The organism is Massilia sp. CFBP9026 (assembly GCF_034045165.1).
GTDB classification, from domain to species: Bacteria; Pseudomonadota; Gammaproteobacteria; order Burkholderiales; family Burkholderiaceae_D; genus Telluria; species Telluria arenae.
On sequence record NZ_JAXCWH010000005.1, the window covers coordinates 263,619 to 283,606 of the forward strand.

The following is a 19,988-nucleotide window of genomic DNA, read 5'->3' on the forward strand; positions in this document are numbered from 1 at the left end:
CTGCGGATTCGAGCGGGCGCCGCGACTGGCGGCTACCTCAGTTGTTGGAGCATAGCTTACTGCTGTTGTACGCCGCAACAAAGTCGTCGAAGCTGCCGGTGTCCATCGCTTCGATGCTCGCCTGCTCGGCGTGCGAGCCGGCCGCCATCTCGTCGAACAGCGCTTCCTCGGCCGGCATCAGGGGGCTGTCGCGGAAGGTGGCCGCATGCAGGCGGCTCTGCTGCAGGCCGAAGGCCGCGGCCGAGCCGAGCGCGCGCACTTCTTCCAGCACCCGCGCCGACGGGGTCAGCGATGGATCCTCGATCTTCGCCTTCTGCTTGCCGAGCGAAGCCTGGTGCACGTCGCCCTCGTTGTGCCCGTCGTCCAGCAGCTGGGCCACCGGGCGGATGCGCTCGATCAGTTCCAGCGCCCATTCCTTCAACGGCACTTCGAGACCGTCGCGGGTCAGGGTCAGGTCGGGGCGGCGGCCTTCCTTGACCGTGCGCGCGAAGTTACGCGCGTGCAGCTGGCTGTCGTGGGCGCTGATCAGGGGGCTTTCCTCGAGTGCGCAGAACAGCAGGAAGGCGTCCAGGAAGCGGCCCGTGTCGAGGGCGATGCCCACCGGCTCGAACGGATCGACGTCGAGGCAGCGCACCTCGATGTACTGCACGCCGCGGTTGCACAGGGCTTGCACCGGACGCTCGCCGGTGCGGATCACGCGCTTGGGACGGATCGTCGAGTAATACTCGTTCTCGATCTGCAGCACATTGGTCGACAGCTGGATCCATTCGCCGTCCTTCTGCGTGCCCAGTTTCGCATAGGGCTCGTAGGGACGGTTGACCGCATCCATCAGGCTCGTGACATAGCTTTCCAGGCTGTTCTCGTGCGGACGCAGGCCGGACTGGGCGTCGTTCTGGTAACCCAGGTCGCTCATGCGCAGGCTGGTCGCGTACGGCAGGTACAGGGTGTCGTCGGACAGCGTTTCGAGGTTGTGTTCACGGCCGCGCAGGAAGCTGGTGGTGAGCGCAGGCGTCGCGCCGAACAGGTACATCAGCAGCCAGGAATAGCGGCGGAAGTTGCGGATCATCGCGATATAGCTTTCCGACTGGAAGTCGCGCAGCGCATGGCGGCGTTCCTCGGCGATCCCTTCTTCTTGCGCGAACAGCTGCCACAGTTGTTCCGGCAGCGAATAGTTATAGTGGATGCCGGCGATGCATTGCATCGCCTTGCCATAGCGCAGCGCCAGGCCGCGCCGGTACACGTGCTTGAGCATGCCGATATTCGACTTGCCGTACCAGGCGATTTCGATATCTTCCTCGGGCGGCAGTTCGCCCGGCATCGACACGCCCCACAGCATCTCCTCGCCCAGCTTGGCATAGGCGTAGCGGTGGATCGCGTCGAGGCGGTGCAGCGCCAGCGCGATGTCGTGCTCGGCCGGCGTGATGAATTCCAGCAGCGCCTCGGCGTAGTCGGTCGTGATGTGCGGGTGCGTCAGGGCCGAACCGAGTGCCGGGGAATGCGGGGTGCGCGCCAGTTGGCCGGCCGCGTCGACCCGCAGGGTTTCGCGCTCGATGCCGCGCAAGCCCTGGCCCAGCAGGGCGCGGTGGTCGTCGTCGTCGAGCAGTGCCAGGCGGCGGTTGAATTGGTTCGACACAGTGTTTCCTTTCTTATACTGCCAGTTCGGTTGGTGCAGAGATTAACCGAAAAACGGACTGCGCGTTCGGGCGCCCTCTCATTCAAGCCAGTGCGGCGCGCTGAAGGATTTGCGGGCCGGCGCCGGCGCCGGCGCGGCCGGCGGCTCGAAATCGGGCGACGGGCCGGGGTCGTAGCCCGGCGGCAGTTCGCCGTCGAGCACGAAGTCGAATTCGAAGGCGGGTTCCCAGGTCGACACCGGTTCGGATGCGGCATTGAATGCGGCGTCGCCGTCGGCGTTTGCCCTGGACACTGCCTGCGGTGCATTGGCGCGCGTCGCTGGATCCTTCTCTGCTGCGATCCAGCGGCCCATGCGGCGCTCCAGTTCGGCCAGCGGCAGCGCGCCGCCGCCGAGCAGGGCGTCGTGGAAGCGGCGCAGGTCGAACTGCCGGCCCAGCGCGGCGCGCGCCTGGGTGCGCAGCGCCAGGATGCGCAACTGGCCGATCTTGTAGCCCAGCGCCTGGCCCGGGCGCGCGATATAGCGGTCGACCTCGGCCACGTTGTCGGCCGGCGGATTGGCGGTATGCGTGTTCAGGTAGTCGAGCGCCTGCTGGCGCGTCCAGCCGAGCGCATGGATGCCGGTATCGACCACCAGGCGCGCGGCGCGGAACATCTCTTCGTTCAGGTGCCCGAACAGCGAGAACGGATCCTGGAACAGGCCGAGTTCAGGGCCCAGGCTCTCGGCATAGGTGGCCCAGCCTTCGCCGTAGGCGTCGTACCAGCCGTTGCGCCGGAACGCCGGCAGCTCGAGTTCCTGGGCGCGCGCCACCTGCAGGTGGTGGCCGGGCACGCCCTCGTGCAGGGCCACGGTGTCGACCTGCCAGATCGGGCGCGCGTTCAGGCGCGCCGTGTCGACCACCAGCGCGGCGGTGCGCGCCGCGCTGCCGGCCTCGTAATAGGCGGCCGGCTGGCCGGCGCCATCGCCGCTCATCGGCTTGACGGCGATGCCGGCCGCCGGAATGACGGTCGCGACGCGGCCCAGCCGTCCCTGGGCCAGCGCCAGCGTGCGCCGGTAGCGGTCGAGCAGGGCCGCCGCGTCGACGAAGAACAGGCGCCGGTCGCTGCGCGCGAAGACGATGAATTCGGCGAAGCCGCCGCGAAAGCCGGTGCGCGGGATCAGGCCCTCGATCTCGGCGCGCAGGCGCGCCACCTCTTGCTGGCCGAGCGCATGCACTTGGGCCGGGGTCATTGCAGTGGTGGTGCTGTCCCTTACCAGCCGGGCGTACCACGCCGCGCCGCCCGGCAGCGCCGCGGCGCCGATGCTGTCGCGTGCGGCCGGCACGTAGTCCTGGCGCAGGAAGTCCTCGAGCTTGCGCAGGGCGGGCGCCGCCTGCTGTTCCAGGGCTGCCTTGCCGGCCGCGCGCAACTGGTCGCGCACCTCGGGCGCGATGGTCGCCGGGATGCGCTGGAAGGGCGCGCCGAGCGCCCCGTCGGCGATTTTTTCGCGCAGCGCGCGCAAGGCGTCCGGCACCGGCGCGATGGCGGCCTTGGGGATCGTCCAGCCGGCCTGCTTCCCGGCGCGCAGCTGCTCGACCAGGCCGTCGACGTGGGCCGGCAGCGCCTGCAGGCGCGCCAGATAGGTGAGGTAGTCGGCGTCGTTCGCGAACGGCATCTGCGCGACCAGGCGCGGCAGCCGCACCTGCAGGCCGTCATAGGCCGTGATCGGGAGTGGATCGAAAGGACGCGCGGCGCCGGCGGCGATCAGGCGCTCCTTGTCGGCCACGAACAGGTCGTACGATACCTGGTCTTCTCCAGTCAGAAGCGCGCGGTCGATCTTCTGCGCCGCCGCCAGCATGGCGCGCTCGTGCTCGAGCGCGGCCACGCGTCCCGCCAGCGAGGTGTCGCTCAAGAAGGCGTTGTAGCGATGCTCGCCCAGGGCGGTGGCCTTCTCGGGCGCATGGCGCAACTGCCATTGCCAGTCGCGTTCGTAGAGCCGGGCGGCCAGCACGGACGGCTGCACGGGTGACTGCTCAGCGGACGCATCCTGGGTGACGGCAGGCGGCGCGGGCGGTACCACCGCAGCGGCGCCGCCGTGCAGTGGCGCGAGCAGGACGAGGGAGGCGAACAGGATGCGCATGCATGCTCCGGAATCAGGACTGGTCATTTTAACAAGTCCATCCCGAGGGGTGCGCGCCCCAGGCCCCTCATGCACCGCGGCGGCCTCCGCTGACCCGTTCGATGCCGGCCAGGTCGCGCCAGCTCTGCACTTCGCCGTAGCCGCAAGCCTTCAGCAAATCGCGCACCGCCCCGGCCTGGTCGTAGCCATGCTCGAGCAGCAGCCAGCCGCCGGGTTCCAGGTGGGCGGCAGCGCCATCGATGATGGTGCGCAGGTCGGACAGGCCGTCGGCATGGTCGGTGAGGGCGTCGATCGGCTCGAAGCGCAGGTCGCCCTCGACCAGGTGGCGGTCGCCGGCCACGATATACGGCGGGTTGGAGACGATCAGGTGGAAGCGCTCGGCGCCCAGGGCTGCGTACCAGTCGCTGCGCAGGAAACGCACGCGCGCGCCGTTGGCCTCGGCATTGGCGCGCGCGACGGCCAGCGCCTCTTCGCTGACGTCGAGCGCCGTGACGTCGGCCTCGGGCCGTGTATAGGCGAGGGCGACGGCGATCGCGCCGCTGCCGGTGCCCATGTCGAGCACGCGCTGTTGCGGCGCGAGGCGTTCCAGCGCGAGTTCAACGATCAATTCGGTATCCGGACGCGGGATCAGCACCGCCGGCGTCACCTTGAACGGCAGCCCGAAGAACTCGCGCTCGCCGACGATGTAGGCGATCGGTTCGCCGTCCAGGCGGCGCCGCACCAGCGCCGCCAGCAGCGCCGCTTCTTCAGGCGTGAGCACGCGTTCCGCTTGCGTGATCAGGGCCACGCGCGGCAGGCGCAGCGCATGGCACAGCAGGATGCGGTTTTCGAGCGGATCGAGCGGCAGCGACAGCCGCACCTGCCCGAGGGTGGCGCCGGCCTCGATCATGCCCGCCGGGCGCGCGAGTGGCGCAGCAGCACCCAGCCCAGCAGCACGGTCAGCACCACGAACCAGACCGCCGACCATTGCGGGATCGCCAGGCCGAGGATGGCGTCGGTCGCACCTTCGCACAGGCCGTCGGCGCGGAACAGCCACGGCAGGTATTCGGCGGTGGGGATCTTGTTGAGCATCGTCTCCATCGGATCGATGCCGCACGAGAAGCCGGGATTGGCGATCACATACAGGTGCTTGCCGACCGTGTACAGGCCGCCGAAGGCCGCCAGCAGGGCCAGGATCGTGGCTGCGCGCACCTTGCCGCCGATGGCGCCGACCAGGGTGCAGACGCCGATGGCGAGGAACATATAGCGCTGGATCACGCACAGCGGGCAGGGCCGCATTTCCATGCTGTGCTGCAGATAGAGGGCGACAGCGATCAGCGCGAACGAGATCGACGAGATGGCGAACAGGACCTGGCGGTTGGTAGGCATGTAGGGCTTTCTGAAAACGGGTCAGGTGGACGGCTTCGCCGTCCACCTGACCTTTGGCAGGATCGCCGTTATTCTCGCATAAACGTTGCAAACGACGCTTCGCCATTTTCAATCTGGCAACTTAACAATGACTTAAGTCATCAGTCACCCAGCGCAGCCAGCAACTCGGCCTGGTGCTCCTGGGCCAGCGCCTCGGTCAGCTCCTTCAGGTCGCCATCCATGATGAAGTCGAGCTTGTACAGGGTCAGGTTGATGCGGTGGTCGGTCAGGCGGCCCTGCGGGAAGTTGTAGGTGCGGATGCGCTCGCTGCGGTCGCCCGAGCCGATCAGGCTCTTGCGGGTGGCCGCTTCCTTCGACTGCTGCTCGCGCAGCTGCGCATCTTTCAGGCGCGCCGCCAGCACCTTCATGGCCGAGGCCTTGTTCTTGTGCTGGCTGCGGTCGTCCTGGCACTCGACCACCAGGCCGGTCGGCAAGTGGGTGATGCGCACCGCGGAGTCGGTCTTATTGATGTGCTGGCCGCCGGCGCCGGAAGCGCGGTAGGTGTCGATGCGCAGGTCGGCCGGGTTGATGTCGACGTCCTCGACCTCATCGGCCTCGGGCATCACCGCCACCGTGCAGGCCGAGGTGTGGATGCGGCCCTGGGTTTCGGTGGCTGGCACCCGCTGCACGCGGTGGCCGCCCGACTCGAACTTGAGCTTCGAATAGGCGCCGTTGCCGACCAGGCGCACGATGACTTCGCGGTAGCCGCCCAGGTCGGACGGCGACTCGGACACCATCTCGACCTGCCAGCGGTTGCGCTCGGCGAAACGGGTGTACATGCGCAGCAGGTCGCCCGCGAACAGGGCCGACTCGTCGCCGCCGGTGCCGGCGCGAATCTCGAGGAAGATATTGCGCTCGTCGTTGGCGTCCTTCGGCAGCAGCATTTTCTGCAGCTCGAGCTCCAGGCCCGCCATGCGTTCTTTCGCGGCCTCGATTTCTTCCTGGGCGAAGTCCTTCATGCCGGGATCCTGCAGCAGCTCGCGCGCCGCCTCGGTATCCTCGAGCGCGCCCTGGTACTGGCGGTACACGTCGACCAGCGGCGCCAGCTCGGCGCGTTCGCGCGACATCTTGCGGTAGCTGTCCATGTTCGCGGTGGCGCCTTCGCTCATCAGGAGTTCATCCAGCTCGACGAGGCGGTTGGCGAGTTGGTCCAGCTTGAACAGCATGGAAGGTTTCATAAGCAGTCTCAGGAAGATGGTCGGATGGCCGCGGGAAGGGCCGGGTTGCGCGAGCTGGCGCGCATGGCGGGCAGGGCCGCCGGGAGAATCGGGCGCTAACGGCGGCCGCGGAACAGCTGCGGCAGCAGGGTGGCCAGGCGCGCGCGGTCGTCGCCCTCGGCCTGGTGCAGGGCCTGTTGCGGGCCGTGCAGGAACTTGGCGGTGAGGCCCTTGGACAGCGCTTCGAGCACGGCTTCGGCATCGTCGCCGCGCGCCAGCATCTTGCGCGCGCGTTCCAGCTCGGCCTGGCGCAAGGCCTCGCCCGATTCGTGCAGGTCGCGGATCACCGGCACCACGGCGCGGTCGCCCACCCAGTGCATGAAGGACTGGACCCGGGTCTCGATGATGGCTTCGGCCTGGCGCACGGCGGCCTGGCGGCTTTCCATGCCGGTCTGCACCACCTGGGCCAGGTCGTCGACCGTGTACAGGAACACGTCGTCCAGGCGCGCGACTTCGGGTTCGATATCGCGCGGCACGGCCAGGTCGACCATGAACATCGGGCGGTGGCGGCGCGCCTTGACGGCGCGTTCGACCAGCCCCTTGCCGATCAGCGGCAGGGTCGAGGCGGTGCACGAGATGACGATGTCGAATTGCTGCAGATTGTCCGGCAGGTCGGCCAGGCGGATCGCACGGCCGTTGTAGCGGGCGGCCAGCGCCTCGCCGCGCTCCATGGTGCGGTTGGCGATGGTGACCGATTTCGGGTTCTGGGCCGCGAAGTGGGCCGCGCACAGCTCGATCATCTCGCCGGCGCCGATGAACAGCACGTGCTGGTCGGCGATGCGATCGAAGATGCGGTGCGCCAGGCGCACCGCGGCGGCGGCCATCGACACGCTGTGGGCGCCGATCTCGGTGGTAGTGCGCACTTCCTTCGCGACCGCGAAGGTGCGCTGGAACATCTGGTGCAGATAGGTACCCAGGCCGCCAGCGGCGTCGGCGGTGCGCACCGCATCCTTCATCTGGCCCAGGATCTGCGGTTCGCCCAGCACCATCGAATCCAGGCCCGAAGCGACGCGGAAGGCGTGGCGCACGGCGTTGTCCTGCGGCAGCAGGTAGAGGTGGGGGCGCAACTCGGCGTAGTTGAGCGCATGATAATGCGCCAAAAATTGGGCGGAAGCGTCCAGTGGGTCGGGCAGCTTGATCGCCGCATACATCTCGGTGCGGTTGCAGGTCGAGAGGATCGCCGCTTCTTCGCCGCCGGTGGAACCCTGGCGCGCGAACCAGCCGCGCGCCGACTGCACCGCCGTGCCGATCTGGTCGGGCGCGAGCGCCAGCTGCTCGCGCAGCGAGACCGGTGCTGTGGTGTGGTTCAGGCCGACGGCAAGCAGTTGCATTTCGGGGGGAGGACGAGGGTCAATGGACGATGGCCATTATACCCTCTTGCCTTCAGGGTTTCAGGCGGGGCCGCCTAGGCGCCGAGCTTTTCCAGCCGATAGCCATAGCTGTAGACCGGCACAAGGCGGAAGCCGTTCTCTGGCCGCAGATGGAGTTTGTTGCGTACGCGCGAAACGTGGGTGTCCATGGTGCGCGACGGCACGTCGTTTTCGCGGACCCACACCGATTCGTGGATGTAGGCGCGCGACAGCGGGCGGCCGATGTTGCGGAAGAACAGCAGCGCCAGCGAGAATTCTTTCTGGGTCACGTCGATCACCGAACCGTCCCTGAGCAGCCGTCCGGGACGGGTCTCGAAGGTGTACGGACCGAACTGCAGCTGCTCGGCGCTGTTCTGCGACGGATAGGCGCGGCGCAGCAGGGCCGAGACGCGCGCCACCAGCTCGCCGCGGCGCAGCGGCTTGACCAGGTAGTCGTCGGCGCCAGCGGTGACGCCGGCGATGATGTCGTCTTCGGCGTTATTCCCGACCAGGAACATCGTCGGCGCAGTGGACGCCAGCTTTTCCTTGGCGCGGCGCAGCACTTCGGCGCCTTCCATATCGGGGACATTCCAGTCCATCACCAGCATGTCGGCACTGTCCTTGCGTAACTGCCCCAATAACTCCTTGGCGCTGTCATACGATTGACAGCTGTGGCCAGCGGCGCTGAGGACCTGGCAAATCAGGTCAGCTTGGGGACGGTCTTGCTCCAGGACGGCGATCTTCATGACGGGCGAAATGTTGTGTGGTTGCCTATGTAGGAAGATTCCTACAAAGTTAAACCAAATATATCAGACTTTCACAAAACGATGCTACTGATAAACTTCGCTCGGACACCAAAAGGTGACATTTGTACTATAAGACTGTTGTGTTAAAGGGACCACGCAGAAAATCTCCCCATAGGCGTAGACTGAATTTTATATGTCATTCAGATAATGTAGAGGGGGAAATTATGTTGTTTACACGCAAAAACATCACTGTGACCGAGGATCGCGTACCCGTCAGCGGCGCCGAGATCGACATCACCCGTACCCGCTGCCTGGCCTTGGTCAAGAAGCGCGCCGCCATCTCGGCGGCGGTGGCCGCGGTGCCGGTACCCGGCCTCGACCTGCTGGCCGACATCACGGGTTTCGCCGCCCTGGTCGACCAGATCAATGCCGAATTCGGCCTCACCCAGAAGCAGATCGAGCGCCTGCACCCACGTATGCGCGTGATCGCCTACAAGGCGGCGGCCTCGGTGGGCGGCATGCTGGTCGGTAAACTGGTGACGCGCGGCGCCGTCGCGCGCCTGTTCCGGGTCGTGGCCGGCCGCATGGCGGTCAAGACCACGGCCAAGATGGTACCGCTGGCCGGCCAGATCGCGTCGGCGGCGATCGGCTACACGCTGTTCAAGCGGATGGGGGCGCAGCACGTGGAGGCCTGTGTGAAGGTGGTGCAGGAGCTGGAGCGGGCCGAGTCCGCGGGCGAGGCGCCGCAGCCGGTGGAGGAGAAAGACGACGCGACCGCCGTGCCGGTCAATGGCGGGGCGGTCAGCGGACCGGCGAAAGAGCCGGTGTTGGTGATGTGAGGATGGTCGAACGCGTGGACAGCAGAGCTGTCCACCCTACGGATCATGCCACCTTTGGAAAATCGACCACCGTATCGTTGATCCGGTTGAACAGGTTCGTCAGGGTGATCGCCGTGATCGCCAGGGTGAGGTCGACGATCTGGGCATCGCTCACGCCGGCCGCCTTCGCCGTCTCGACCACGCCTGCATCCACGGTGCCGCGGGTCGTCACCAGGTGGCGCGCGAACTCCGCCAGCGCATCTTCGCGGGCATTGCCGGTGGCCTGGCCCTGGCGCACGGCGGCCAGCGCGTCGGGAGTCAGGCCGGCCATCTTGCCCATCAGGCTGTGGGCCGCCACGCAGTAGTCGCAACCGTTGACGGCGCTGACCGCCAGCTTGATGACTTCGATGTCGCGCGCCGACAGCGTGGTTTTCTTGAGGCTGGCGTCCAGGGCCAGCACCGATTCCAGGACCACCGGGCTGTTGCTGCCGATGTCGCGGTAGGCGTTCGGCACCTTGCCGACGGCGCCCTGGATGGCGCTGAACAGTTGGGCGGCGGCGCCGGTGGCGTCCGAGACGGGGTGGGAGGCGAGACGGGTCATGGTGAAGCTCCTTGTCGAAAGTTCGTTGGGTTTCTCTGGTTGGCTGTCCGATGTGTTGCAGCCATGAACCCAGTATAGGCAGGCCCGTCGATACTTTGAATGCCCGAATTCAACTAATAATTGCCCGATCGTCTCACTGCCATTGAGCGCGGTGCCAAAGAAAATGCCCGCACGGGGCGGGCATCGTCGGGCGAAGGGGCGGCGCAGGTCAGGTATCCGGCAGCACCACGTTCACGTCCAGCACTTCCAGGTTGCCCTGGCGGTCGAGCGAGACCTTGATGTCGTCGGGATTGACCTTGACGTACTTCGAAATCACCGCGATCAGCTCCTGGTGCAGGGCCGGAAGGAAATCCGGACCGGCGCGGTTGGTCCGTTCGCGTGCGATGATGATCTGCAGGCGTTCCTTGGCGGCTGTCGCGCTCTTCTTTTTTTCGGGGAAGAGGAATGAAAGCAATGCCATATCACTTGGCTCCGAAAATGCGCTGGAAGATGCCCGGCTTTTCGTAGTTGGTAAAGCGCAGCGGGCGCTCTTCGCCCAGGAAGCGCGCGACGACGTCCTCGTAGGCATCGGCCACGTCGGTGCCCTTGAAATGGATCGCCGGGTTGCCCTGGTTCGAAGCGTGCAGCACCGATTCCGATTCCGGAATGATGCCGATCAGCGGGATGCGCAGGATTTCCTGCACGTCCTGGTAAGACAGCATCTCATCCGCTTCGACGCGCTTCGGCGAGTAGCGGGTGATGAGCAGGTGTTCCTTGACCGGCTCGCTGCCGCTCTGGGCGCGGCGCGACTTGGCCTGCAGGATGCCCAGGATGCGGTCCGAGTCGCGCACCGACGAGACTTCCGGATTGGTCACCACGATCGCCTCGTCGGCGAAGGTCAGCGCCATCAGCGCGCCGTGCTCGATGCCGGCCGGCGAGTCGCAGATGATGAACTCGAAGTCCATCTTGACCAGGTCGTTCAGCACGCGCTCCACGCCTTCTTCGGACAGGGCGTCCTTGTCGCGCGTCTGCGAAGCCGGCAGGATGAACAGGTTCTCGCAGTGCTTGTCCTTGATCAGCGCCTGGTTCAGGGTCGCTTCGCCGTTGACGACGTTGATCAGGTCGTAGACCACGCGGCGTTCGCAGCCCATGATCAGGTCGAGGTTACGCAGGCCGACGTCGAAGTCGATCACCGCCGTCTTGTGGCCGCGCATCGCCAGGCCGGTGGAGAAGCTGGCGCTCGAGGTCGTTTTGCCCACACCGCCCTTGCCGGACGTCACAACAATAATTCTTGCCACAAAAAAGTCCTTTACAGTATCTGTTCAGTTCGGGGATCAGGCGCGGGGTGCCGGAGCCAGCGATTGGATGTCGATCCGGTCACCCACCAGCCGGATCTGCGTTGGCTGGCGCGACAGGTCGGACGGAAAACCTTCGTCGAACGTGCGGTACACACCGGCGATCGAGACCAGCTCAGGCTGCATCGACAGCGCGAAGATGCGTGCGTCCGGATTGCCGGAGGCGCCCGCCAGTGCGCGGCCATTGAGCGGCGCATACACATGGATGCTGCCGTCGGCGATCAATTCGGCGCCATTATTGACCACCGCGGTGACGATCAGGTCGGTGCCGCGCGCATAGATGCGCTGGCCGGCGCGCACCGGGGTGTCGATAATCATCGGCACGACGGCCGGGGCGGCGGCAGCAGCCGCTTCCGGGGCCGGTGTCGGCGCGGGCGCCGCCGCTGCCGGAGCCGCGGGTGGCGCCGATTCGGGCGCGGCAGGGGCGGGCGGCGGGGCCGCATGGCCGCCGGCGCGCACGCCGCTCGAGCCGTCGTCCAGCGCCAGGCCCTGGGCCCGGATCGCTTCCACCATCGCCGGGCTGGCGCCGCGTACGGCGACCGCGTTCAGGCGGTATTTCTTGAGCAGGGACACCAGCGCCGCCCAGTCGAGTCCCGGCGCTTCGGGCGCGATCGCGGCCACGTCGATCACCGCGAACTCGTCCTCGAAGAAGTCCGATACGCCCCCGGTCATCTGCTCCAGCGCGGAGTCGATGGCTTCCGGGTCGGCCGAGTGCAGGATCGTGGAAATGGCAACGACCGTGGAAATCTTGATTTCGATGGGAAGCGTGGTTTTAGGCATAAAGCGGTGTAGTTGGCGTTGCGCTTGTGCATTCTACTGTGAAAATTGTAGAAAAGGACAGAAGCGCACGCATCATTCCTAACAGAAATTGAACGTTTGTCAGCAACCAAAAATTAAGTCATGCGCTAGATCAAACACGCACGATTGGCGTGTTGTTTTTGATGAATAAACTGCTAAGATTGCTGATGCTTTAACAGCAGCATGGGCTCCTCATTCCGTAACTTGAGGTTTTTATCGATCCCATGCACAAAGCCCGCCATCGCAGAATGGCGCGCCGAGTCCGAGGGAATTCTGTATGTTGCCGGCCACGGCCGGCTGAACGGAGATTGAACATGGAAGAAGTAGTCATCGTCGCCGCCGGTCGTACGGCCGTCGGCAAATTCGGCGGTACCCTCGCCAAGATTCCGGCCGCCGAGCTCGGCGCGCAAGTGATCAAGCACCTGCTGGCCAAGACCGGCATCGCCCCCGAAACCGTCAGCGAAGTCATCATGGGCCAGGTGCTCACCGCCGGCGTGGGCCAGAACCCGGCGCGCCAGGCCGCCCTCAAGGCCGGCCTGCCCGACATGGTGCCCGGCTACACCATCAACAAGGTCTGCGGCAGCGGCCTCAAGGCCACCCACCTGGCGACCCAGGCGATTCGCTGCGGCGACGCCGAGATCGTCATCGCCGGCGGGCAAGAGAATATGAGCGCCTCGCCGCACGTGCTGGCCGGCTCGCGCGATGGCTTCCGCATGGGCGACGCCAAGCTCACCGACACCATGATCGTCGACGGCCTGTGGGACGTCTACAACCAGTACCACATGGGCGTCACCGCCGAGAACGTCGCCAAGAAATACGAGATTTCGCGCGCCGAGCAGGACGAATTCGCGCTGCAATCGCAGCTGAAGGCCGAAGCTGCTCAAAAAGAAGGCAAGTTCAAGGACGAGATCATCCCGGTCGAGATCGTGACCAAGAAAGGCACGACCGTCTTCGACACCGATGAATATCCAAAAGCGGGCAGCACGCTCGAGGCGCTGGCCAGCCTGCGTCCGGCCTTCAACAAAGAAGGTTCGGTCACCGCCGGCAATGCGTCGGGCATCAACGACGGCGCCGCTGCCGTGATCATGATGAGCGCCTCGAAAGCCAAAGAGCTGGGCCTGACCCCGCTGGCGCGCATCAAGGCCTATTCGTCGTCCGGCCTCGACCCGTCGATCATGGGCATGGGCCCGGTGTCGGCCTCGCAGCTGTGCCTCAAGAAGGCCGGCTGGACCCACGAAGACGTCGACCTGATGGAAATCAACGAAGCCTTCGCCGCCCAGGCCATCGCCGTCAACAAGCAGATGGGCTGGGACACGTCCAAGATCAACGTCAACGGCGGCGCGATCGCCCTGGGCCACCCGATCGGCGCTTCCGGCGCCCGCGTGCTGGTCACCCTGCTGCACGAAATGATCCGCCGCGACGCCAAGCGCGGCCTGGCGAGCCTGTGCATCGGCGGCGGCATGGGTGTGGCGCTGGCGGTCGAGCGCGACTGAGGATAGCCTGACGAGAGTAGCGACGGCCCGCTCGCCGCGGCGCCGTCGGTTTCAAGCGGTATGAAGTGACACAATAAAACTGGAGAAGACAATGGCTCGAGTAGCATTAGTAACCGGCGGCATGGGCGGCCTGGGCGAAGCGGTGTGCATCAAGCTGGCCGCATTGGGATATCAGGTCGTCACCACTTTTTCGCCGGGCAATACCAAGGTCGACTCCTGGCTCGGCGCCATGAAGGAGCAGGGCTATGACTTCAAGGCCTATGCCTGCGACGTGGCCGATTACGACGCGGCCCAGGAATGCGTGCGCCAGGTGATCGCCGACGTCGGCCCGATCGACGTGCTGGTCAATAACGCCGGCATCACCCGCGACATGACCTTCAAAAAGATGGACAAGGTCAACTGGGACGCCGTGATCAAGACCAACCTCGATTCCGTGTTCAATATGACCAAGCCGGTCTGCGACGGCATGGTCGAGCGCGGCTGGGGCCGCATCATCAATATCTCGTCGGTGAACGGCCAGAAGGGCGCTTTCGGCCAGACCAACTACTCGGCGGCCAAGGCCGGCATGCATGGCTTCACCAAGGCGCTGGCGCTGGAAGTGGCGCGCAAGGGCGTGACCGTCAACACCATCTCGCCCGGCTATATCGGCACCAAGATGGTGATGGACATCCCGAGCGAAGTGCTGGAAACCAAGATCATTCCGCAGATTCCGATGGGCCGCCTGGGCAAGCCCGAAGAAGTCGCGGGCCTGGTGGCTTACCTGTCGTCGGACGAAGCCGCATTCGTCACCGGCGCCAATATCGCCATCAATGGCGGGCAGCATATGTCCTGATCCATCAGGGCAGCATCGTTAGTTCGTTAGCCCAAGCACGTCGTCCCCGCCTGCGCGGGGACGACGTTTTTGCGTTAACAATCCATCATAAAATAACGATCCACCGATCTTCACGGAGCCGATCATGCACACCTTGCCCCACGGCGGCCTCGCCCTGTCCAGCCTCGACGAACAGCTGCTGCTCCCCGGCGCCAAGGGCTTGCCGCTGCGCGAACCGCTGCGTCAGGGCGCGATCGGCGTGCAGGGCTGGAACGTATTGCGCGGCGATACCAGCTACCCGGTCGCCGTGCTCAGGGAATCGAGCCTGCGCCACAACCTCGCCTGGATGCGCGCCTTTTGCGAGCGCCACGGCGTCACCCTGGCCCCGCACGGCAAGACCACGATGAGCCCGCAGCTGTTCGGCGCGCAACTGGCCAATGGCGCCTGGGGCATCACCCTCGCCACCGCGATCCAGGTCCAGGTGGCGCACCGCTTCGGCGTGCGCCGCGTGCTGCTGGCCAACCAGCTGGTGGCGCGCAGCGACATCGAGGCCGTGCTGGCCCTGCTGCATGGCGATCCGGATTTCGAGTGCATCGTGCTGGCCGATTCGCAGGCCGGCGTGGTGCGCCTGGCGCAGGCGGTCGCGGCGCACAGGCTGGCGCGTCCGCTGCCGGTGCTGGTCGAGCTGGGACTGGCCGGCAAGCGCGCCGGCTGCCGCACGCCGCAGGAAGCGATGGAGGTGGCGCGCGCCATCGCGGCGGCCGACGGCCTGGCGCTGGCCGGCTTCGAGGGTTACGAAGGCCTGCTCGTCAGCGACGACCGCGCCGCCGACCTGCGCCAGGTCGACGATTTCCTGGCTCAACTGGTCGACCTCGTGCGCGGCGCCGATGGCGAAGGCCTGTTCGCCACGCCCGAGATCCTGGTCTCGGCCGGCGGCTCATCCTATTTCGACCTGGTGGCGCGCGGTTTCCAGGGCGTGGACGGCCTGTCGCGTCCAGTGCGCGCCATCCTGCGCAGCGGCTGCTACCTGACGAGCGACCATGGCATGTACCGCCGCCATATCGACGAGCTGAACGCGCGCGAAGGCGGGCAGGAAGGGTTAAGGCCGGCGCTCGAAGTCTGGAGCATGGTCCAGTCGCGTCCCGAGCCAACCCTGGCCATCCTCACCATGGGCAAGCGCGACGCTTCCTATGACGCCGACCTGCCGATCCCGCTGTATACGGCGCGCCCCGACGGCGCTGCGGATGGCGATACCGTGCCGGCCGCGCTGCCGCCCGGCTGCACGATCTTCAAGATGAACGACCAGCACGCCTACCTGAGGTTGCCGGACGGCGACCCTTTATGTGACGGCCTGGCGGTCGGCGACCTGGTCGGCTGCGGCATCTCCCATCCGTGCACCACCTTCGACAAGTGGCCGTTGCTGCTGGCGGTGGACGACGCCTACACGGTGCGCTACGCACTCAATACCTTCTTCTAAAAGCAGCTGTCGGTACGCTACAATCGGCTTCTTGAATCACTGCCAACAAGAGCCGCCATGCCCGTCACGCCGCCGTCGCTGTTCCCGCCGATCCAGCCCATCCGCCACGGCATGCTGGCGGTCGACGAGACGCACACGATCTACTGGGAAGAAGTCGGCAATCCGGACGGCATCCCGGTGCTGTTCCTGCACGGCGGCCCCGGCGCCGGCCTGTCGCCCCAGCACCGCCGCTTCTTCGACCCGCGCGCCTACCGCGTGATCCTGTTCGACCAGCGCGGCGCCGGCAAGTCGACGCCGCTGGGCGAGTGGCGGAACAACACGACCCCGCTCCTGATCGAGGACATCGAGCGCCTGCGCGTGCTGTTCGGCGTCAAACAGTGGCTGGTGTTCGGGGGCTCATGGGGCTCGACCCTGGCGCTGGCCTATGGCCAGGCCCATCCCGAGCGCTGCCTGGGCTTCGTGCTGCGCGGGATCTTCCTGTGCACCCAGGCCGAGGTGGACTGGTTCATCAACGAGGTGCGCTGGTTCTATCCCGAGCTGTACGAGGAATTCGTGGCCCCGATTCCGCAGGAAGAACGGCACGACCTGCTCAAGGCCTATGCGCGCCGCCTGCTGTGTCACGATCCGGACGTCTACTGGCCCGCGGCGCGCGCCTGGAGCCGCTTCGAGGGCCGGCGCGTCTTCCTGCTGCCGCAGCCCGAGGAAGTGGCGAACGATACGCTCGACCTGGGCGTGGGCCGGCTCGAATCGCACTACATGCTCAACGGCGCCTTCCTGGAAGAAGACCAGCTGCTGCGCGACCTGGGACGCATCGCCCACCTGCCGGCGGTGATCGTGCAGGGCCGCTACGACGTGATCTGTCCGCCGCTGTCGGCCTGGCGCCTGCACACGGCGTGGCCGGGGTCGAAGCTGGAGATGATCGCCGATGCCGGCCATGGCGCGCTGGAGGCGGGGATCGCGCGCGCGCTGGTGGCGGCGACCGAGCAGTTCAAGCGCCTCGGCCGTTTCGAATGAGGGTTATGGTGCTGACGGCTGCTACACTACGCTTATGCGGTTGAACGCGTGGACGGGGAACCCGTCCACCCTACGCACCAGGCACATCACAACAATTCGAAACGTGTTCTTATGAATATCCAGATCAGCGATATCGGCCATGTCATCCAGCTGGCGATCGCGCCGGTTTTCCTGCTCACCGGCGTGGCCACCAAGCTGACCGTGCTGACCAACCGGCTGGCCCGCATCATCGACCGCACGCGCGTGCTCGAGGATCGGCTCAAGGTCAGCCCCAACGCCGAGTTCTCCAGCGAACTCGAACTGCTCTACCAGCGCTCGCACCTGATCAACTTCGCGATCGCCTCCAGCACCGCCTGCGGCCTGCTGGTGTGCGTGGTCATCGCGATGCTGTTCGCGGGCGATACCACCGGCATCCCGCTCGACCAGTACATCGCCGCCTGCTTCGTGTTCGCGATGATCGCCCTGATCAGCAGCTTCGTCTATTTTTTGCGCGAGATCTTCATCGCATCGAAGTTCATGCGCATGCAGCACCAGGCCATCATGATGCTGCAATCGCCACCGCCGCCGCCACCATCGCCGACCACTCAGCCTTGAATGCGGCAAGAAAGAATCCCATGCACGACTACCAACGCCCTCCGACCCTGCACCGCTACGCGCTGCGCACCGAACTCGAAAACGCGCTCAAGACCGGCCAGTTCCGCCTCGAGCCCAATGGCGGCTTCCTGCACGTCGCGTTTTCCACCGTCTGGGACAAGCGCCTGTTCGACATCATCACGCCGAGCGACGCCTGCCTGGTGATCCACAATACCGAGGAATTCGGCGAGCGCCTGCACCGTGCCGTGCAGCGCCTGCTGCCCAACTGGGCGGGCATCGACGGCGCCATCGAGTACGGCAACCGTTCGCCGCTGGGCGCGGCCTTCACCAAGAGCCTGGGCCAGTCGCGCGAAAAGGAATGGCAGTTCGCCTGGCGTCCGATGTCGCCCGGCGCCAGCCTGAACCCGGTGGTGGTCAGCATCGGCAGCATCGAAAGCTTCGCCGAGCTGCGCGACCGCGAAAGCCACCTGGCTTGATGCCGCAGCGCGTCCCCTGATTCAGTCGTTTAGACGCACGACTCCAGAAAATCGCGGTGTAATGCCGCGATGACTACTGCTACCTATCCTCACCTGCTTGCGCCGCTCGACCTGGGTTTCACCACCCTCAAGAACCGCGTGATCATGGGCTCGATGCACACCGGGCTCGAAGACCGCTTCTACAACTACGGCAAGCTGGCCGCCTTCTACCGCGAACGCGCGCGCGGCGGCGTGAGCCTGATCGTCACCGGCGGCATCTCGCCCAATCGCCAGGGCTGGCTGCTGCCCTTCGGCGGGACCCTGAACTCCCTCTTCGACGTGCCCAACCACCGGCGCGTCACGCGCGCCGTGCACGAGGAGGGCGGCAAGATCCTGATGCAGATCCTGCACGCCGGCCGCTACGGCTATCAGCCTTTCGTGGTGTCGGCGTCCAGCATCAAGTCGCCGATCTCGCGCTTCAAGCCGAAGGCCCTCACCGAGGCCGGCATCGAATCGACGATCCGCGCTTACGTGCGCTGCGCAACGCTGGCGCGCACCGCCGGCTACGACGGCGTCGAGATCATGGGCAGCGAGGGGTATTTGCTGAACCAGTTCCTGTGCGCGCGCGCCAACCGCCGCACCGACCGCTGGGGCGGGCCGATCGAGAACCGCATGCGCCTGGCGGTCGAGGTGGTGCGCCGCATCCGCGCCGCGGTCGGGCCGGATTTCATATTGATGTACCGCCATTCGGTGCTCGACCTGGTCGACGGCGGCAATACCTGGGACGAGATCGTGCTGTCCGCCAAGGCGCTGGAAGGCGCCGGCGCGACGATCCTGAACACCGGCTATGGCTGGCACGAGGCACGCATCCCGACCATCGTCACTTCGGTGCCACGCGCCGCCTTCGCCGAGGTCGCGGGACGCTTGCGCAAGGAAGTCGGCATCCCCGTCGTGGCCTCGAACCGCATCAATATGCCGGCCGAGGCAGAAGGCATCCTGGCGCGCGGCGACGCCGACCTGGTGTCGATGGCGCGGCCCTTCCTGGCCGACGCCGATTTCGTCGCCAAGGCCGCCGCCGGCCGCAGCGACGAGATCAATACCTGCATCGCCTGCAACCAGGCCTGCCTGGACCATACGTTCTCCAACCGGCGCGCGACCTGCCTGGTCAATCCGCGCGCCTGCTACGAGACCGAACTCGTGTTCCGCAAGGCCGTCACGGCGCGCCGCATCGCGGTGGTCGGCGCCGGGCCGGCGGGCCTGTCGGCGGCAACCGTGGCGGCCGAGCGCGGGCATCGCGTGACCCTGTTCGACGCCCAGGACCGCATCGGCGGCCAGTTCAATATCGCGATGCGCATTCCGGGCAAGGAGGAATTCGCGGAGACGATCCGTTATTTCGGCCGCCGACTGGAATTGCTCGGCGTCGACCTGCGTTTGAACTGTCGGGTCTCGCGTGACGAGTTGCTGGCGCAGGGCTTCGACGACGTGATCGTGGCGACCGGCATCCGCATGCGTCAACCGGCGATTCCCGGCATCGACCATCCGATGGTCGCGAGCTATATCGACGTGCTGCGCGACGGCCGTCCGATCGGTCCGCGGGTGGCGATCATCGGCGCCGGCGGCATCGGTTTCGATACCGGCGAATTCCTGGTGCACGATCCGCAGGTAGTGCTGCCGATGCCGGCCGCGCACTGGATGAAGGAGTGGGGTGTCGACCCGTCGGTGGCGACGCCCGGCGGACTGGCGCCGCCCGTGGCGCCGCACCCGCCGCGCCAGGTCTGGCTCCTGCAGCGCAAGACCACGCGGCCCGGCGCCGGCCTGGGCAAGACCTCGGGCTGGGTGCATCGCGCCACGCTCGCGCGTAACGGCGTGACCATGCTGGCCGGCGTGCAGTATGACCGCATCGACGACGCCGGCCTGCACATCACGGTCGGGGGCGAGGCGCGCCTGCTGGAGGTGGACAATGTGGTGATCTGCGCCGGGCAGGAAAGCCTGGCGGAACTGATGCCGGCCGAAGGAAGCAGCGGCGGACCGCGCTTCCACAAGATCGGCGGTGCGGCGCTGGCGGCGGAGCTGGATGCGAAGCGCGCGATCCGCGAAGGGGCGGAACTGGCGGCGCGGCTGTGAGC

General features: G+C 66.3%; 19 protein-coding genes. 8 read left to right on the forward strand and 11 right to left on the reverse strand.

What is annotated here, in order from left to right:
- Window positions 1-37 precede the first annotated feature (37 nt).
- The 7 genes from gshA to SOM28_RS14555 all read right to left on the reverse strand — a co-directional run bounded on the left by gshA (window position 38) and on the right by SOM28_RS14555 (window position 8,467).
- Window positions 38-1,633, reverse strand: a complete 1,596-nt coding sequence (gshA, locus tag SOM28_RS14525; RefSeq protein WP_123071195.1) for a glutamate--cysteine ligase — start codon at window positions 1,631-1,633, stop codon at window positions 38-40.
- A 78-nt stretch (window positions 1,634-1,711) separates the two neighbouring features.
- Window positions 1,712-3,748 (reverse strand): DUF885 domain-containing protein, encoded by a 2,037-nt coding sequence (locus SOM28_RS14530; RefSeq protein ID WP_320468530.1) that lies wholly within the window; start codon window positions 3,746-3,748, stop codon window positions 1,712-1,714.
- A gap of 67 nt (window positions 3,749-3,815) precedes the next feature.
- Window positions 3,816-4,637 (reverse strand): peptide chain release factor N(5)-glutamine methyltransferase, encoded by an 822-nt coding sequence (gene prmC, locus SOM28_RS14535; protein WP_320468531.1) that lies wholly within the window; start codon window positions 4,635-4,637, stop codon window positions 3,816-3,818.
- On the reverse strand, window positions 4,634-5,116 hold the full coding sequence (locus SOM28_RS14540; protein WP_123071570.1) for a disulfide bond formation protein B: 483 nt from the start codon (window positions 5,114-5,116) through the stop codon (window positions 4,634-4,636). Before SOM28_RS14540 ends, prmC begins: the two co-directional genes overlap by 4 nt.
- Window positions 5,117-5,256: 140 nt before the next feature.
- Entirely contained in the window at window positions 5,257-6,333 is a 1,077-nt protein-coding gene (prfA, locus tag SOM28_RS14545) for a peptide chain release factor 1 (RefSeq protein WP_320468532.1), read from the reverse strand.
- A gap of 95 nt (window positions 6,334-6,428) precedes the next feature.
- Window positions 6,429-7,703, reverse strand: a complete 1,275-nt coding sequence (gene hemA, locus SOM28_RS14550) for a glutamyl-tRNA reductase (RefSeq protein ID WP_320468533.1) — start codon at window positions 7,701-7,703, stop codon at window positions 6,429-6,431.
- Window positions 7,704-7,777: 74 nt separating this feature from the next.
- Window positions 7,778-8,467 carry a response regulator transcription factor gene (locus SOM28_RS14555; RefSeq protein ID WP_123070088.1) on the reverse strand — a complete coding sequence of 230 codons (690 nt, stop codon included), beginning with the start codon at window positions 8,465-8,467 and terminating at the stop codon, window positions 7,778-7,780.
- 224 nt (window positions 8,468-8,691) lie between these two features.
- Here SOM28_RS14555 and SOM28_RS14560 point away from each other — a divergent pair, with 224 nt between their 5' ends.
- Window positions 8,692-9,306 carry a hypothetical protein gene (locus SOM28_RS14560; RefSeq protein WP_123070087.1) on the forward strand — a complete coding sequence of 205 codons (615 nt, stop codon included), beginning with the start codon at window positions 8,692-8,694 and terminating at the stop codon, window positions 9,304-9,306.
- 43 nt (window positions 9,307-9,349) lie between these two features.
- Here the strand turns inward: SOM28_RS14560 and SOM28_RS14565 are convergent, their stop codons facing one another.
- The 4 genes from SOM28_RS14565 to minC form a co-directional block, all read right to left on the reverse strand.
- Window positions 9,350-9,886, reverse strand: coding sequence for a carboxymuconolactone decarboxylase family protein (locus SOM28_RS14565; RefSeq protein ID WP_320468534.1), 537 nt, complete (start codon window positions 9,884-9,886; stop codon window positions 9,350-9,352).
- 208 nt (window positions 9,887-10,094) lie between these two features.
- Complete coding sequence (minE, locus tag SOM28_RS14570; RefSeq protein ID WP_005663943.1) at window positions 10,095-10,346, reverse strand: cell division topological specificity factor MinE; 252 nt, start codon at window positions 10,344-10,346, stop codon at window positions 10,095-10,097.
- 1 nt (window position 10,347) lies between these two features.
- Entirely contained in the window at window positions 10,348-11,163 is an 816-nt protein-coding gene (gene minD, locus SOM28_RS14575) for a septum site-determining protein MinD (RefSeq protein WP_320468535.1), read from the reverse strand.
- A gap of 36 nt (window positions 11,164-11,199) precedes the next feature.
- Entirely contained in the window at window positions 11,200-12,000 is an 801-nt protein-coding gene (minC, locus tag SOM28_RS14580) for a septum site-determining protein MinC (protein WP_320468536.1), read from the reverse strand.
- 332 nt (window positions 12,001-12,332) lie between these two features.
- Here minC and SOM28_RS14585 point away from each other — a divergent pair, with 332 nt between their 5' ends.
- The 7 genes from SOM28_RS14585 (at window position 12,333) to SOM28_RS14615 (ending at window position 19,986) form a co-directional block, all read left to right on the forward strand.
- Complete coding sequence (locus tag SOM28_RS14585) at window positions 12,333-13,511, forward strand: acetyl-CoA C-acetyltransferase (protein ID WP_320468537.1); 1,179 nt, start codon at window positions 12,333-12,335, stop codon at window positions 13,509-13,511.
- A 91-nt stretch (window positions 13,512-13,602) separates the two neighbouring features.
- Window positions 13,603-14,343 (forward strand): acetoacetyl-CoA reductase, encoded by a 741-nt coding sequence (phbB, locus tag SOM28_RS14590; RefSeq protein ID WP_123070082.1) that lies wholly within the window; start codon window positions 13,603-13,605, stop codon window positions 14,341-14,343.
- Window positions 14,344-14,467: 124 nt separating this feature from the next.
- Window positions 14,468-15,799 (forward strand): amino acid deaminase, encoded by a 1,332-nt coding sequence (locus SOM28_RS14595; protein ID WP_320468538.1) that lies wholly within the window; start codon window positions 14,468-14,470, stop codon window positions 15,797-15,799.
- Between the two features lie 57 nt (window positions 15,800-15,856).
- The gene (gene pip / locus SOM28_RS14600) at window positions 15,857-16,813 is read left to right on the forward strand and encodes a prolyl aminopeptidase (RefSeq protein ID WP_320468539.1); all 957 of its coding nucleotides are present in this window, start codon (window positions 15,857-15,859) and stop codon (window positions 16,811-16,813) included.
- A 111-nt stretch (window positions 16,814-16,924) separates the two neighbouring features.
- Window positions 16,925-17,407, forward strand: a complete 483-nt coding sequence (locus SOM28_RS14605; RefSeq protein WP_109345637.1) for a DUF2721 domain-containing protein — start codon at window positions 16,925-16,927, stop codon at window positions 17,405-17,407.
- 20 nt (window positions 17,408-17,427) lie between these two features.
- On the forward strand, window positions 17,428-17,883 hold the full coding sequence (locus SOM28_RS14610) for a hypothetical protein (protein WP_123070959.1): 456 nt from the start codon (window positions 17,428-17,430) through the stop codon (window positions 17,881-17,883).
- A gap of 69 nt (window positions 17,884-17,952) precedes the next feature.
- Window positions 17,953-19,986 (forward strand): NADPH-dependent 2,4-dienoyl-CoA reductase, encoded by a 2,034-nt coding sequence (locus tag SOM28_RS14615; protein WP_320468540.1) that lies wholly within the window; start codon window positions 17,953-17,955, stop codon window positions 19,984-19,986.
- Window positions 19,987-19,988: the final 2 nt, after the last annotated feature.